The following is a 14,175-nucleotide window of genomic DNA, read 5'->3' as shown; positions in this document are numbered from 1 at the left end:
TCGTGTTGGCCTCAGCCTGCAAGGATACGTTCGATCGCGGGGCGGTTCAGCCCCTTGAGGCCGATGACGACGAGCCGCGAGCGGCGGTCGTCCTCAGCCGCCCAGGCGCGGTCGTAATAGTGGTTGACGCGGGGGCCGACGGCCTGCAGCAGAAGCCGCATCGGCTTGCCGCCGACTTCGACGAAACCTTTGACGCGCAACACGTTTTCCTGCTCGGCCGCGGTGGCGACGCGCTTTGCCAGTTCGTCCGGGTTCGAGATCGACGGGATGTCGATGACGAAGGAATCGAAATCGTCATGCTCGTGGTCGAGCTCGTTGTCATGGTGGGTCTTGCGGTTCTCGATGTCGTCCTCGACGGCGAGCCCGAGGCCGAGCAGCACGGATGGATCGACCTTTCCCTGGGTGGTCGGCACGACCTTGACCGCGCGCGCCACATGCTTACCGATGACGGCGTTGGCGCGAGCCGAGCCCGCCGCGTCCATCAGGTCGCTCTTCGACAGGATGATCAGGTCGGCGCAGGCGATCTGGTCCTCGAACACCTCCTCGACCGGATCGTCATGGTCGAGCGAGCCGTCCGCGGCGCGCTGGGCCTGCAGCGCATCCATGTCGGAGGCGACGCGGCCGTCGGCCAGCGCCGGGCCGTCGACCACGGCGATGACACCGTCGACCGTGACGCGGCTCTTCACCGTCGGCCACTGGAAGGCCTGGACGAGCGGCTTCGGCAGGGCCAGACCCGAGGTCTCGATCAGGATGTGGTCGACCCTCGGCGTGCGCGACAGGATCTGGTCGAGCGCCGGTACGAAGTCGTCGGCGACCGTGCAGCAGATGCAGCCATTGGCAAGCTCGACGATGTTTTCCTCCGGGCAGGCGTCGACGCCGCAGCTTTTCAGGATCTCGCCGTCGATGCCGACGTCGCCGAACTCGTTGACGATGATGGCTAGCCGCTTGCCCTTGGCGTTTTCGAGCAGGTTACGGATCAGCGTCGTCTTGCCGGCGCCGAGGAAGCCGGTGACGACGGTACAGGGAACACGGGAGAGGTTGGCGGACGAATCTGGCGCGGTCATGGTCAGTCCTTCAGCAGGTCGAGGGGAGGGATACGGGCAACGAGGCCGCGCTTGAGGGATTCAGGCCGGCCGCGCCACGGGATGAGGCCATCGGTCGAGGTGGCGAAGAGTTTTGCGCCGGCGACGAGGTCTGGGCCGCTGGTCGCCTCCAGATCGCCGAAGACATAGCTCCAGCAGCCGTCGCGCAGAAGCGCCGCGCTCAGGCGGCGCTTGCAATTGCCGAGGCATTCTACCGTGCGGATGCGGATGTTTTCGCCCGAGGCGGCGCGGCGCGTGCCTTCGGCCAGCAGGGCACCGGCGCGCGGGTGCGCGTCCGAGCCGGTCTCGTCGCGGCATGACGAGCAGACGATGACGGTCACGCCGGCCAGCGGGTCGGGCTCGGTTGAAATATCCGCATTGTTTGCCGGAAAACTGCCGTTGCTGTCCAAAACCAGGGCTCCTTGCCCGGAAAACCCGCCGGGCATTCGGATACTTTAAGTCTCAGACGGCAGGTCTCCTGGCTCGCGAGTCGTCGCCTTGAATGCCGCCTTCCCGGGAACATCCCAGTGGTTTTCGGCCGAGGCTCGTCGCTTACAGTTGCGGGGACAGCCGCGGATTTGGGCATTCTTGCCCGCACCGCATTCCCTCTTGGCTCCTCCCTTTGCCGGGAGAAGACCGTCTGCTGCGGATTTAGGCTTACGGCTGGGTGCCTGTCAACGCGGCTACGACATCTCGATGTCGGCCAGCGCTGGACCAAGGTCGCCGGCCGGCGTGACTTCGATCGCCTCCAGGCCGAGCCATGCCTGCATCTGCTTCAACTCGTCGAAGAGCTGGGCGGCTGTCTCAGGCGGCGCGCCGCCCTCGGCATAGGCGGCATGGACGCGCAGCACGCTCGCCGGCCGATCGGCCCTGAGATCGACGCGCGCGACGATCCGGTCGCCGAGCAGGAACGGCAGCACATAGTAGCCATACTGGCGCTTTGCGGCCGGCGTGTAGATCTCTATGCGATAGCGGAAGTCGAAGAGTTTCTCCGTTCGGGTGCGTTCGAAGACGACCGGATCGAAGGGCGCGAGCAGGGCGCGTGCCTCGATACGGCGCGGGATGCGCGCGTCCTTGTGGAGATAGGCGGTCTTGTCCCAACCTTCGACGCGCACCGGCAGCAATTCGCCCGTTTCGACCAATTCCTCGATGCGGTCCTTCGTATCGCCGGGCGCCAAGCGGAAATAGTCGCGCAGGTCGCCATAAGTCGCGATGCCATGGGCGCGGGCGGAAATGCGCAGCAATTCGCGATGCGCGTCCTCGACCGATGGCACGGGCAGATCGAGCACCGCCTGCGGCAAAACGCGCTCGGGCAGGTCGTAATAGCGTTCGAAGCCGCGCCGGTGGGCGGTGGTGATGCGGCCGGCCCAAAACAGCCATTCAAAGGCGTGCTTGGCCTCGCTCCAGCCCCACCAGCCGCCATTGCCCTTATGGCCTTCGATATCGGAGGCGGCGATCGGCCCGCGTTCGGCGACCTGCGCATAGATCTCGTCGATCATCTCCTTGCGTTCACGACCCCATTTCGCGAGACCGAGATACATCTCGTCGCCCTGCTCGGCGCGCTGCATGCGCCAGCGCATCAGGGGATAGGTCCCGACGGGCAGGAAAGACGCCTCATGCGCCCAATATTCAAAGACGGTGCGCTTGCGCGTGACCGCGGCGTTATCGAGCAGCGCAAGCGGGTAGGGGCCGAGGCGCGAATAGAGCGGCATATAATGAGCGCGCACCACGGCGCTTACGGAGTCGATCTGCAATAGACCGGTTCGCGAAAGCACGCGCGCAAGGTGGCGGCGATCCGGAACTCCACCGGGCCGGGGGTCGTTAAACCCCTGGGCGCCGAGCGCGATGCGCCTGGCCATGGCGAGCGAGATTTTCTCCTTCATCAAGGTGCCTTTGCCCCGATCATTTGTTGGCTTTTCAGCCGGTGATTCCGGCGATGCTAGCAGGCAAATGGCGGGAGATGTGTCAGGAGAGAAAAGTGGAGTAAAAAATGAAGGGAATCAAACAGGAGCGGATGAGACCAGTTTCTTCCGATATGGCGTCCAAGGCCGGATTTTGAACAAGGTTTGACTTGCGTCACCGAAACCGCTGCGCTAACCCTCGCCGCGTTGCAGCATAGGCCCCCTAAAACGGTTCAGCGGTTAAACTGTCACGCTTCCGCATTAGAGTTCGTTGCTGTAATCAAAGTGAACTGCCCCGCCGAAGGAAAGTCGCCGCATGAGCGCACTCCTGAGTTCCTATCTGCCCATCGTCCTGTTCATCGCCGTGGCGATGGTCGTTGGTCTGGCGCTTATCGTCGCCCCCTTCCTGGTGGCCTACCGCAATCCCGACCCGGAAAAGCTTTCCGCTTACGAATGCGGGTTCAACTCGTTCGACGACGCCCGCATGAAATTCGACATCCGCTTCTATCTGGTGTCGATCCTGTTCATCATCTTCGATCTCGAGGTCGCCTTCCTGTTTCCATGGGCGGTGTCCTTCTCCAAGCTCGGCATGCTTGGCTTCTGGTCAATGATGGTGTTCCTGGCGGTGCTGACCATCGGCTTTGCCTATGAATGGAAAAAAGGAGCGCTGGAATGGGATTGAACGATAGTTCAGGCACCCTCGTCGCGCCGAAGCCCAAGGGCATCATCGACCCCAACACCGGCAGGCCGGTGGGGCAGGACGATCCCTTCTTCCTTGAAATCAACAATGAACTGGCCGACAAGGGTTTCCTTGTCACCTCGACCGAAGCGCTCATCACCTGGGCGCGCAGCGGCTCGCTGATGTTCATGACCTTCGGCCTTGCCTGCTGCGCGGTCGAGATGATCCACACCTCGATGCCGCGTTACGACTCGGAGCGTTTCGGCGTCGCGCCGCGCGCGTCCCCGCGCCAGTCCGACATCATGATCGTGGCCGGCACGCTGACCAACAAGATGGCGCCGGCGCTGCGCAAGGTCTACGACCAGATGCCCGAGCCGCGCTACGTCATCTCGATGGGCTCGTGCGCCAATGGCGGCGGCTACTACCACTATTCCTATTCGGTGGTGCGCGGCTGCGACCGCGTCGTGCCGGTCGACATCTATGTGCCCGGCTGCCCGCCGAGCGCCGAAGCGCTGCTCTACGGCATTCTCCTTCTGCAGAAGAAGATCCGCCGCACCGGCACGATCGAACGGTGAGCCGATGACCCAGGCGTTGAACGAACTCTCCACCTATCTCGGCGAGAAGCTCTCCGGCCGCATCGGCGAAGCCGTGCTTGCCTATGGCGAGCTGACAGTGTCCGTCGATCCGGGCAATCTGATCGAGGTGGCGACCTTCCTGCGCGATGATCCGCGCTGCCAGTTCATCTCGATCATCGACGTTTGCGGCGCCGACTATCCGTCGCGGGCCAGGCGCTTCGACGTCGTCTATCACCTTCTGTCGCCGAAGCAGAATGTCCGCATTCGTCTCAAGGTCCAGGCCGACGAGGAGACGCTGGTGCCGTCGCTGACCGCCGTCTATCCGGGCGCCGACTGGTTCGAGCGAGAAACCTACGATCTCTACGGCGTGCTGTTCTCGGGTCATCCGGATCTGCGCCGCATCCTCACCGACTACGGTTTCGAGGGGCATCCGCTGCGCAAGGATTTCCCGCTGACCGGCTTCGTCGAGGTTCGCTACGACGACGAGGCCAAGCGCGTGATCTACGAGCCTGTGGAATTGAAGCAGGAATTTAGAAACTTCGATTTTTTGTCGCCGTGGGAAGGGACGGACTACGTCCTGCCGGGCGACGAGAAGGCAAAGCAGTAAATGGCTGAAACCTCCGTCCGCAATTTCAACATCAACTTTGGGCCTCAACACCCTGCAGCGCACGGTGTTTTGAGGTTGGTTCTCGAGCTGGACGGCGAGGTCGTCGACCGTGTTGATCCGCATATCGGCCTGCTCCACCGCGGCACCGAGAAGCTGATCGAGCACAAGACCTATCTGCAGGCGGTTCCCTATCTCGACCGGCTCGACTATTGCGCGCCGATGAACCAGGAGCATGCTTTCGCGCTTGCGGCCGAACGGCTCCTCGGTATCGAGGTGCCGAAGCGGGGCCAACTGATCCGCGTGCTCTATGCCGAGCTCGGCCGCATCATGTCGCACATCCTCAATGTGACGACGCAGGCGCTGGACATCGGCGCGCTGACGCCGCCGCTGTGGGGTTTCGTCGAGCGCGAAAAGCTGATGGTGTTTTATGAGCGCGCCTCCGGTTCGCGCATGCATGCGGCCTATTTCCGGCCGGGCGGCGTGCACCAGGACCTGCCGCAGAAGCTGGTCGAGGACATCGGCAAATGGATCGACCCGTTCCTGAAGTCGATCGACGATCTCGACGCGCTTTTGACCGGCAACCGCATCTTCAAGCAGCGCAATGTCGATATCGGCATCGTGTCGCTGGCGGATGCCTGGGCCTGGGGCTTTTCGGGCGTGATGGTGCGCGGTTCGGGCGCCGCCTGGGACCTGCGCAAATCGCAGCCTTATGAGTGCTATTCCGAGATGGATTTCGACATCCCGATCGGCAAGAACGGCGACTGCTACGACCGTTATCTCGTGCGCATGGAAGAGATGCGCCAGTCGGCCAGGATCATGCGCCAGTGTGTCGATCTGCTGCTCGGCAAGGAAAGCGCCGGCCCGGTGTCGAACCTCGACGGCAAGGTGGTGCCGCCGAAGCGCCAGGCGATGAAGCGCTCGATGGAAGCTCTGATCCACCACTTCAAGCTCTATACCGAGGGCTATCGCGTGCCGGCGGGCGAGGTCTATGCGGCCGTCGAGGCGCCGAAGGGCGAGTTCGGCGTCTATCTGGTCTCCGACGGCACCAACAAGCCCTACCGCTGCAAGCTGCGCGCGCCCGGTTTCGCGCATCTGCAGGCCATGGATTTCCTGTGCCGCGGCCATATGCTGGCCGACGTTACGGCCGTGCTGGGCTCCCTCGACATCGTGTTTGGTGAGGTCGATCGCTAATGTCAGTCCGCCGTCTCGCAGATGCCAGCGTCCAGCCAGCCTCCTTCGCCTTCAACAAGGCGAATGCGGCGGCGGCTGAGCAGTGGATCGCCAAATATCCGAAGGGACGCGAGCAGTCGGCCATCATCCCGCTGCTGATGATAGCGCAGGAGCAGGAAGGCTGGGTCACCAAGGCGGCGATCGAGACGATCTGCGACATGCTCGGCATGCCGCGCATCCGCGGCCTCGAGGTTGCGACCTTCTACACGCAATACCAGCTCAATCCGGTCGGCACCCGGGCGCATATCCAGGTCTGCGGCACCACGCCATGCATGCTGCGCGGCTCGGAAGCGCTGATGGATGTGTGCCGGTCGAAAATCCATCACGACCAGTTCCACACCAACGACAAGGGCACGCTGTCGTGGGAGGAGGTCGAATGCCTCGGCGCCTGCGTCAACGCGCCGATGGTGATGATCTTCAAGGACACTTTCGAGGACCTGACGCCTGAACGGCTGGCCGAGATCATCGATCTCTACGACGCCGGCAAGGACGCCGAGGTCAAGCCTGGGCCGCAGAACGGCCGTACCGGCTCCGAGCCGGCTACCGGCCTCACGACCCTGATCAGCGAAAAGGCTATCCTGAAGTCGACCCGCGACAAGGAAGCCAAGGCTGCAGTAAAGGCAGCCAAGGAAGCGGGTACCGCAGCACCGGCTGCCGCGACGGCGGCCGTGGTCTCGCAGGCACCCGCCGGCGCTCCGGCACCCGCTACGCCGCCGGCCTCGGGCCCGGTCGCGCCGTCCAAATCCAGCAAGCCGAAGACCGATGCGCCTGAGACCAGCCCGGCCTTGACGACGCCTTCGCCGGTCAAGGTCGCCCCGGCCACCGAGAAGGCGGCCAGCGTCAGGGCGCCGCGCCATTCGGCCGCCAACGCCAACCAGGCTTCTCCGGAAGTCGAGGCGGTTTCCAAGCCGCGCAGTGGGCCGAAGACGAAAGCCGAACCGGCCACTGCCTTCAAGGCGCCTGAAACCAAGCAACCCGTGGCCAAAACGGCGAAGCCTTCGCTAGAGGACAAGAACCGTCCGGCGAGCATCGAGCGCCCGGCAAATGTCGACGATCTCAAGCTGATCTCCGGCGTCGGGCCGAAGATCGAAGGCATCCTGCACTCGCTGGGCATCTATACTTTCGCGCAGGTCGCTTCGTGGAAGAAGGCCGAGCGCGAATGGGTCGACGGCTATCTCAACTTCCGCGGCCGCATCGAGCGCGACGACTGGGTGAGGCAGGCCAAGGCGCTCGCCAAGGGCGGCGTCGCCGAATACATCCGCGTCTTCGGCAAGAAGCCGGTCTGAGGGACGAAAAATGCTTCAGGACAAAGACCGCATCTTCACCAACATCTACGGCCTGTTCGACAAGTCGCTGGCCGGCGCGCAATCGCGCGGTATCTGGGACGACACGCCCGGCCTGGTTGCCAAGGGGCGCGACTGGATCGTCAACGAGATGAAGGCATCGGGCCTGCGCGGTCGCGGCGGCGCCGGCTTCCCGACCGGCTTGAAATGGTCGTTCATGCCCAAGCAGAGCGACGGCCGTCCCAGCTATCTGGTCATCAATGCCGACGAATCCGAGCCCGGCACCTGCAAGGACCGCGACATCCTGCGCAACGACCCGCACACGCTGGTCGAGGGCGCGCTGGTCGCCGGTTTCGCCATGGGCGCGATTGCCGCCTACATCTACGTGCGCGGTGAGTTCATCCGCGAGCGCGAGGCGCTGCAGCGCGCCATCGACGAGGCCTACGCGGCCAAGCTCATCGGCAAGGGCAATACCTCGGGCTACGACTTCGACGTCTATATGCACCATGGCGCCGGCGCCTATATCTGCGGCGAGGAGACGGCGCTGCTCGAAAGCCTGGAAGGCAAGAAGGGCCAGCCCAGGCTGAAGCCGCCTTTCCCGGCCAATGTCGGCCTCTATGGCTGCCCGACCACGGTCAACAACGTCGAATCGATCGCGGTGGCGCCGACCATCCTGCGCCGGGGCGCGGCCTGGTTCTCGTCCTTCGGCCGGCCGAACAATGCCGGCACCAAGCTGTTCTGCGTCTCCGGCCACGTCAACAACCCGTGCACCTTCGAAGAAGCGATGTCGATCCCGTTCCGCGAGCTGATCGAGACGCATTGCGGCGGCATCCGCGGCGGCTGGGACAATCTGCTGGCGGTCATCCCGGGCGGCGCTTCGGTGCCGCTGGTGCCGGCCGAGCAGATCATCGACGCGCCGATGGATTTCGATGCGCTGCGCGACCTCAAATCCGGCCTCGGCACGGCGGCTGTCATCGTCATGGACAAGTCGACGGACATCGTGAAGGCGATCGCCAGGCTCTCCTACTTCTACAAGCATGAGAGCTGCGGCCAGTGCACGCCGTGCCGCGAAGGCACCGGCTGGATGTGGCGGGTGATGGAACGGCTGGTGCGCGGCGAGGCGCAGAAGCGCGAGATCGACATGCTGCTCGACGTCACCAAGCAGGTCGAGGGCCACACGATCTGCGCGCTGGGCGACGCGGCGGCCTGGCCGATCCAGGGCCTGATGCGGCATTTCCGCGGCGAGGTGGAACGCCGCATCGACGAGTTTTCGCGCAACGCGCACCGGGTCGAGCCGGTGATGGTGGCGGCGGAATAAGACTTCGAAGTACGGGCTTGGCCCGAAGACTGAAAGCAGGGGCGGGGCATACGAAGAAACGACCAGGAGATCTCTATGGCGCCGTATTCGATACCCTATCCGTTCATGCCTGATTTGGACCAGCTCGAGAAGATGAACCAGGACCTGACCAAGATGATGCCGAAGGAGATGGCCAGCGCCGTCAACCTTCTGGCGCATCCAGTCGCGGGTGCTGCCGCAATGTCGGCGCTCAGCATCGGCCTTGCCAACCATGCCGTCGGCATGTGGATGGGCGCGTTCACCGGCGCTCTGGAAGCCTCGCAGCGCATGTTCCAGCCTTTCCTCGACGACCTCGAGGCACAGAGCGAGGCGGCGGCAAATTCGTCAAAGGCGCGCAAGGCCACCGAGACGCTGATCGCCAGGGCGCAGACCTTCGCCCGCGACGTGACCGATATCGCGGCGACCGCGACCGAGAAGGCGCTCGGCGCCGACGCAGTCGATGAGCCGGCCCCCGCCGCACTGATGCCCGAAGATTTCCGCCAGCCGAGGGCCGTCGACAAGCCGGCGAAGCCATCGGATCTGAAGGCGATTTCGGGTATCGGACCGAAGCTGGAGAAGGTGCTCAACGGTCTCGGCATCTGGACCTATAGCCAGATCGCCGCCTGGACGTCGAAAGAGATCGCTTGGGTCGAAGATTATCTGTCGCTCGCCGGCCGCATCGGCCGCGACGACTGGACTGCCCAGGCAGCGGCGCTCGCCGCGGCTAAGTGAATTGAATGTCGGGCGCGGCGTCGGTCGCACCCGGAGATAGAGATTGCGGGACATCCGCAGGGGTTTGAGGCGAATGGCAAAGCTCAAGGTCGACGGGAAAGAGATCACGGTACCCGACCACTACACGCTGCTGCAGGCGGCCGAGGACGCCGGCGCGGAAGTGCCGCGCTTCTGCTTTCACGAGCGGCTGTCGATCGCCGGCAATTGCCGCATGTGCCTGATCGAGGTGAAGGGCGGTCCGCCCAAGCCGCAAGCGTCCTGCGCCATGGGCGTGCGCGACCTGCGCCCGGGTCCGAACGGCGAGCCGCCGGAAATCTTCACCAACACGCCGATGGTCAAGAAGGCCCGCGAAGGCGTGATGGAGTTCCTGCTGATCAACCACCCGCTCGATTGCCCGATCTGCGACCAGGGCGGCGAATGCGACTTGCAGGACCAGGCGATGGCCTTCGGTGTCGATTCCTCGCGCTATCACGAGAACAAGCGCGCGGTCGAAGACAAGTATATCGGCCCGCTGGTGAAGACGGTGATGAACCGCTGCATCCACTGCACGCGCTGCGTCCGCTTCACCACCGAGGTCGCCGGCATTTCCGAACTCGGCCTGATCGGCCGCGGCGAGGACGCCGAGATCACCACCTATCTCGAACAGGCGATGACGTCGGAGCTGCAGGGCAATGTCATCGACCTTTGCCCGGTCGGCGCGCTGACCTCCAAGCCGTTCGCCTTCCAGGCGCGGCCGTGGGAACTGACCAAGACGGAATCGATCGACGTCATGGACGCGGTCGGCTCGGCGATCCGCGTCGACAGCCGCGGTCGCGAGGTGATGCGCATCCTGCCGCGCGTCAACGAGGCGGTGAACGAGGAGTGGATATCCGACAAGACCCGCTTCATCTGGGACGGCCTGCGCACACAGCGCCTCGACCGTCCGTATGTGCGCAAGAACGGCAAGCTCGCGCCGGCAAGCTGGGCGGAAGCCTTTGCGGCCATCAAGGACGAGGTGGCGAAGGCTGCGCCCGAGCGGATCGGGGCGATCGCCGGCGATCTCGCGGCGGTCGAGGAAATCTACGCGCTCAAGCTTCTGATGGCGGCGCTCGGCTCCAAGAATATCGACTGCCGCCAGGATGGCGCCGCGCTCGATCCGTCGCTCGGCCGCGCCAGCTACATCTTCAACCCGACCATCGAAGGCATCGAGCAGGCCGACGCTGTGCTGATCATCGGCGCCAATCCGCGCTTCGAGGCTTCGATGCTCAACGCCCGCATCCGCAAGCGCTGGCGCGTCGGCAATCTGCCGGTCGGCGTCATCGGCGAAATCGGCGATACCCGCTACGATTATGAGCTGATCGGCGCCGGCCCGGAATCGCTGAAGAACCTTGCCGAGGGCAATGGCACGTTCTTCGAGGTGCTGAGCAAGGCTGCGCATCCCCTTATCATCGTCGGCCAGGGTGCTTTGGCGCGCGCCGACGGCGCCGCGGTGCTCGGCCAGGCGGCGAAGCTCGCGGCCGCCGTCAATGCGGTCACCGCCGACTGGAACGGCTTCGCGGTACTGCACAATGCCGCGGCCAGAGTCGGTGGCCTCGATGTCGGGTTCGTGCCGGGCGAGGGCGGCAAGAACGTTGCCGGCATGCTGGGCGATACCGACGTGCTGTTCCTGCTCGGTGCCGACGAGATCGACATTGCCAAGACCGGCGGCGCCTTCGTCATCTATATCGGCACGCATGGCGATGCCGGCGCGCACCGCGCCAATGTCATCCTGCCGGCCGCGGCCTATACCGAAAAGTCGGGCACCTATGTCAACACGGAAGGTCGTGTGCAGCAGACCAACCGCGCCGGTTTCGCTCCGGGCGAAGCGCGCGAGGACTGGGCGATCCTGCGGGCGCTGTCGGACGTGCTCGGCAAGAAGCTGCCCTTCGATTCGCTGGCGCAGCTGCGCGCCAAGCTCTATGGCGAATTCCCGCATCTCGCCCGCATCGACCAGGTGCAGCCCGGCAGCGGCGACGATATCGCCAAGGCGGCGAAGCTCGGCGGCCGGCTGAACAAGGGCACTTTCACCTCCCCGGTGAAGGACTTCTATCTGACCAACCCGATCGCGCGGGCGTCGGCCGTGATGGCTGAGTGCTCGGCGCTGGCCAAGAGCGGCTTCAAGCAGGCGGCGGAATAAGCATGGACACCTTCTTCTCCTTCTACGTGCTGCCGGCGCTGCTGATCCTCCTGAAGTCGGTCGTGCTGATCGTCGTTCTTCTGATCTTCGTGGCTTACGTGCTCTATGCCGACCGCAAGATCTGGGCGGCAGTGCAATTGCGCCGCGGCCCGAACGTCGTCGGCCCATGGGGCACGCTGCAGGCCTTCGCCGACCTGTTGAAGTTCGTCTTCAAGGAGCCGGTGATCCCGTCCGGCGCCAACAAGGGCGTCTTCCTGCTGGCGCCGCTGGTGTCGGCGGTGCTGGCGATCTCGGCCTGGGCGGTCATTCCGGTCAATGAGGGCTGGGCGATCGCCAACGTCAATGTCGGCATCCTCTATGTCTTCGCCATCTCCTCGCTCGAGGTCTACGGCGTGATCATGGGCGGCTGGGCGTCGAACTCGAAATACCCGTTCCTCGGCGCGCTGCGTTCGGCCGCGCAGATGGTGTCTTATGAAGTTTCGATCGGCTTCGTCATCGTCACGGTGCTGCTCTGCGTCGGTTCGCTCAACCTCTCCGACATCGTGCTGTCGCAGCAGGATGGGCTCGGCACCCGGCTCGGCCTGCCCAACACCTTCCTCGACTGGCACTGGCTGTCGCTGTTCCCGATGTTCATCGTGTTCTTCATCTCGGCGCTGGCCGAGACGAACCGTCCGCCTTTCGACCTTGTGGAAGCCGAATCGGAACTCGTCGCCGGCCACATGGTCGAATATTCGTCGACGCCGTTCCTGCTCTTCTTCCTCGGCGAGTATGTCGCCGTCGTGCTGATGTGCGCGCTGGCGACCATTCTGTTCCTCGGCGGCTGGCTGCCACCGTTCAACTTCGCGCCCTTCACCTGGGTGCCGGGGCTGATTTGGTTCGTGCTCAAGGTCTGCCTGGTCTTCTTCATGTTCTCGATGGTGAAGGCCTTCGTGCCGCGCTACCGGTACGACCAGCTGATGCGGCTGGGCTGGAAGGTGTTCCTGCCGATCTCGCTGTTCATGGTCGTCGCCACCGCGGCCTTCCTCAAGATCACGGGGTTTGCGTGATGTCCGCTCTAGCCCAGGCCGCAAAATCGCTGCTGCTGAAGGATTTCGTCAGCGCCTTCTTCCTGTCGATGCGCCAGTTCTTCGCACCGAAGGAGACGATCAACTATCCGCACGAGAAGGGGCCGATCAGCCCGCGCTTCCGTGGCGAGCATGCGTTGCGCCGCTATCCCAATGGCGAGGAGCGCTGCATCGCCTGCAAGCTGTGCGAGGCGATCTGCCCAGCGCAGGCGATCACCATCGAGGCCGGCCCGCGCCGCAATGACGGCACGCGCCGCACCGTGCGCTACGACATCGACATGGTGAAGTGCATCTATTGTGGCTTCTGCCAGGAAGCCTGCCCGGTCGACGCCATCGTCGAGGGGCCGAATTTCGAATTCGCGACCGAGACGCGCGAGGAGCTTTACTACAACAAGGAAAAGCTGCTCGCGAACGGCGATCGCTGGGAGCGGGAGCTGGCGCGCAACATCGCGCTGGACTCTCCCTATCGCTGACATTTGACGCATGGACGAGGCGAGGGGCCTCGTCTAAGGACAACGCGGCTTCGGCACCGGAGGCGGAACCAAGCCAGAGAGTACGGAGAGGGCGAATGCCCGATTCGACAGGAACCCGGGGGAACCCATGCTGACTGGATTAGAGGCGGCTTTTTTCTACCTCTTCGCCTTTATCGCCGTGGCGTCGGCCTTCATGGTCATTTCGTCGCGCAACCCTGTGCATTCCGTGCTGTTCCTGATCCTCACCTTCTTCAATGCCGCGGGTCTGTTCATGCTGACCGGCGCCGAGTTCCTGGCGATGATCCTGCTCGTCGTCTATGTCGGCGCGGTGATGGTGCTGTTCCTGTTCGTCGTCATGATGCTTGACGTCGACTTTGCCGAGATGAAGCAGGGCGCGCTGCAATACGCGCCGATCGGCGCGATGGTCGGGTTGATCCTTGCAGCGGAATTGATCGTGGTGCTCGGCGGCTACACATTCGCGCCGCAGCTTGCCTCTACGGTCGCGAAGGCGACGCCGGATCTCGCCACGCGCTCCAACACGGCCGCGCTCGGCGACATCCTCTACACGGACTACCTCTATTACTTCCAGATTTCCGGCCTGGTGCTGCTGGTCGCCATGATCGGCGCCATCGTGCTGACGCTGCGCCACAAGCCGGGCGTCAAGCGGCAGTCGATCGCCGCCCAGGTCGGCCGCACGCCGGCGACGGGCATGGAAATCCGCAAGGTCAAATCGGGCGAGGGCATCTGAGATGGTCGTCGGCATTGCACATTATCTGACCGTATCGGCGATCCTGTTCACGCTCGGCGTGTTCGGCATCTTCCTGAACCGCCGCAACATCATCGTCATCCTGATGTCGATCGAGCTCATCCTGCTTGCGGTCAACATCAACTTCGTCGCCTTCTCGGCGGCGCTGCATGACCTCGTCGGACAGGTCTTCGCCCTGTTCGTGCTGACGGTCGCAGCCGCCGAAGCCGCGATCGGTCTTGCCATTCTTGTCGTCTTCTTCCGCAACCGCGGCTCGATCGCGGTCGAAGACGTGAGCGCGATGAAGGGTTGA

General features: G+C 64.0%; 15 protein-coding genes and 1 riboswitch. Of the genes, 12 read left to right on the top strand and 3 right to left on the bottom strand.

What is annotated here, in order from left to right; translation table 11 throughout:
• Window positions 1-11: 11 nt before the first annotated feature.
• From cobW to AC0L2L_RS08230, 3 genes are all read right to left on the bottom strand, one after another.
• Window positions 12-1,064 (bottom strand): cobalamin biosynthesis protein CobW, encoded by a 1,053-nt coding sequence (cobW, locus tag AC0L2L_RS08240; protein ID WP_473577416.1) that lies wholly within the window; start codon window positions 1,062-1,064, stop codon window positions 12-14.
• A 2-nt stretch (window positions 1,065-1,066) separates the two neighbouring features.
• Window positions 1,067-1,492, bottom strand: coding sequence for a DUF1636 family protein (locus tag AC0L2L_RS08235; protein WP_473577414.1), 426 nt, complete (start codon window positions 1,490-1,492; stop codon window positions 1,067-1,069).
• A gap of 41 nt (window positions 1,493-1,533) precedes the next feature.
• Window positions 1,534-1,738: riboswitch (cobalamin riboswitch) on the bottom strand.
• A gap of 27 nt (window positions 1,739-1,765) precedes the next feature.
• Window positions 1,766-2,965, bottom strand: coding sequence for a winged helix-turn-helix domain-containing protein (locus AC0L2L_RS08230; RefSeq protein ID WP_473577412.1), 1,200 nt, complete (start codon window positions 2,963-2,965; stop codon window positions 1,766-1,768).
• Between the two features lie 334 nt (window positions 2,966-3,299).
• On the opposite strand from AC0L2L_RS08230, the gene AC0L2L_RS08225 reads away from it, so the two are divergent.
• The 12 genes from AC0L2L_RS08225 (at window position 3,300) to nuoK (ending at window position 14,175) form a co-directional block, all read left to right on the top strand.
• Complete coding sequence (locus tag AC0L2L_RS08225) at window positions 3,300-3,665, top strand: NADH-quinone oxidoreductase subunit A (RefSeq protein ID WP_027169002.1); 366 nt, start codon at window positions 3,300-3,302, stop codon at window positions 3,663-3,665.
• Window positions 3,656-4,237, top strand: coding sequence for a NuoB/complex I 20 kDa subunit family protein (locus AC0L2L_RS08220; RefSeq protein WP_126054018.1), 582 nt, complete (start codon window positions 3,656-3,658; stop codon window positions 4,235-4,237). Before AC0L2L_RS08225 ends, AC0L2L_RS08220 begins: the two co-directional genes overlap by 10 nt.
• Before the next feature lie 4 nt (window positions 4,238-4,241).
• Complete coding sequence (locus tag AC0L2L_RS08215) at window positions 4,242-4,844, top strand: NADH-quinone oxidoreductase subunit C (RefSeq protein WP_027169001.1); 603 nt, start codon at window positions 4,242-4,244, stop codon at window positions 4,842-4,844.
• Window positions 4,845-6,035, top strand: a complete 1,191-nt coding sequence (locus tag AC0L2L_RS08210; RefSeq protein ID WP_473577410.1) for an NADH-quinone oxidoreductase subunit D — start codon at window positions 4,845-4,847, stop codon at window positions 6,033-6,035.
• Complete coding sequence (locus AC0L2L_RS08205; protein ID WP_473577409.1) at window positions 6,035-7,360, top strand: NADH-quinone oxidoreductase subunit E; 1,326 nt, start codon at window positions 6,035-6,037, stop codon at window positions 7,358-7,360. Before AC0L2L_RS08210 ends, AC0L2L_RS08205 begins: the two co-directional genes overlap by 1 nt.
• Window positions 7,361-7,370: 10 nt before the next feature.
• Complete coding sequence (gene nuoF / locus AC0L2L_RS08200; protein WP_473577407.1) at window positions 7,371-8,675, top strand: NADH-quinone oxidoreductase subunit NuoF; 1,305 nt, start codon at window positions 7,371-7,373, stop codon at window positions 8,673-8,675.
• Between the two features lie 75 nt (window positions 8,676-8,750).
• Entirely contained in the window at window positions 8,751-9,425 is a 675-nt protein-coding gene (locus AC0L2L_RS08195; protein WP_473577406.1) for an NADH-ubiquinone dehydrogenase, read from the top strand.
• A 73-nt stretch (window positions 9,426-9,498) separates the two neighbouring features.
• On the top strand, window positions 9,499-11,580 hold the full coding sequence (nuoG, locus tag AC0L2L_RS08190) for an NADH-quinone oxidoreductase subunit NuoG (protein ID WP_473577404.1): 2,082 nt from the start codon (window positions 9,499-9,501) through the stop codon (window positions 11,578-11,580).
• 2 nt (window positions 11,581-11,582) lie between these two features.
• Window positions 11,583-12,626 (top strand): NADH-quinone oxidoreductase subunit NuoH, encoded by a 1,044-nt coding sequence (gene nuoH / locus AC0L2L_RS08185; RefSeq protein WP_292663045.1) that lies wholly within the window; start codon window positions 11,583-11,585, stop codon window positions 12,624-12,626.
• Window positions 12,626-13,117: an NADH-quinone oxidoreductase subunit NuoI gene (gene nuoI, locus AC0L2L_RS08180; RefSeq protein ID WP_217569186.1), complete on the top strand. Its 492-nt coding sequence runs from the start codon at window positions 12,626-12,628 to the stop codon at window positions 13,115-13,117. Before nuoH ends, nuoI begins: the two co-directional genes overlap by 1 nt.
• Before the next feature lie 127 nt (window positions 13,118-13,244).
• Window positions 13,245-13,865 carry an NADH-quinone oxidoreductase subunit J gene (locus tag AC0L2L_RS08175; RefSeq protein ID WP_027168993.1) on the top strand — a complete coding sequence of 207 codons (621 nt, stop codon included), beginning with the start codon at window positions 13,245-13,247 and terminating at the stop codon, window positions 13,863-13,865.
• A gap of 1 nt (window position 13,866) precedes the next feature.
• Window positions 13,867-14,175 carry an NADH-quinone oxidoreductase subunit NuoK gene (gene nuoK / locus AC0L2L_RS08170; RefSeq protein ID WP_027168992.1) on the top strand — a complete coding sequence of 103 codons (309 nt, stop codon included), beginning with the start codon at window positions 13,867-13,869 and terminating at the stop codon, window positions 14,173-14,175.

The sequence above is a fragment of the Mesorhizobium sp. WSM4832 genome, from assembly GCF_055811115.1.
This window is presented reverse-complemented; position numbering and strand designations above follow the sequence as displayed.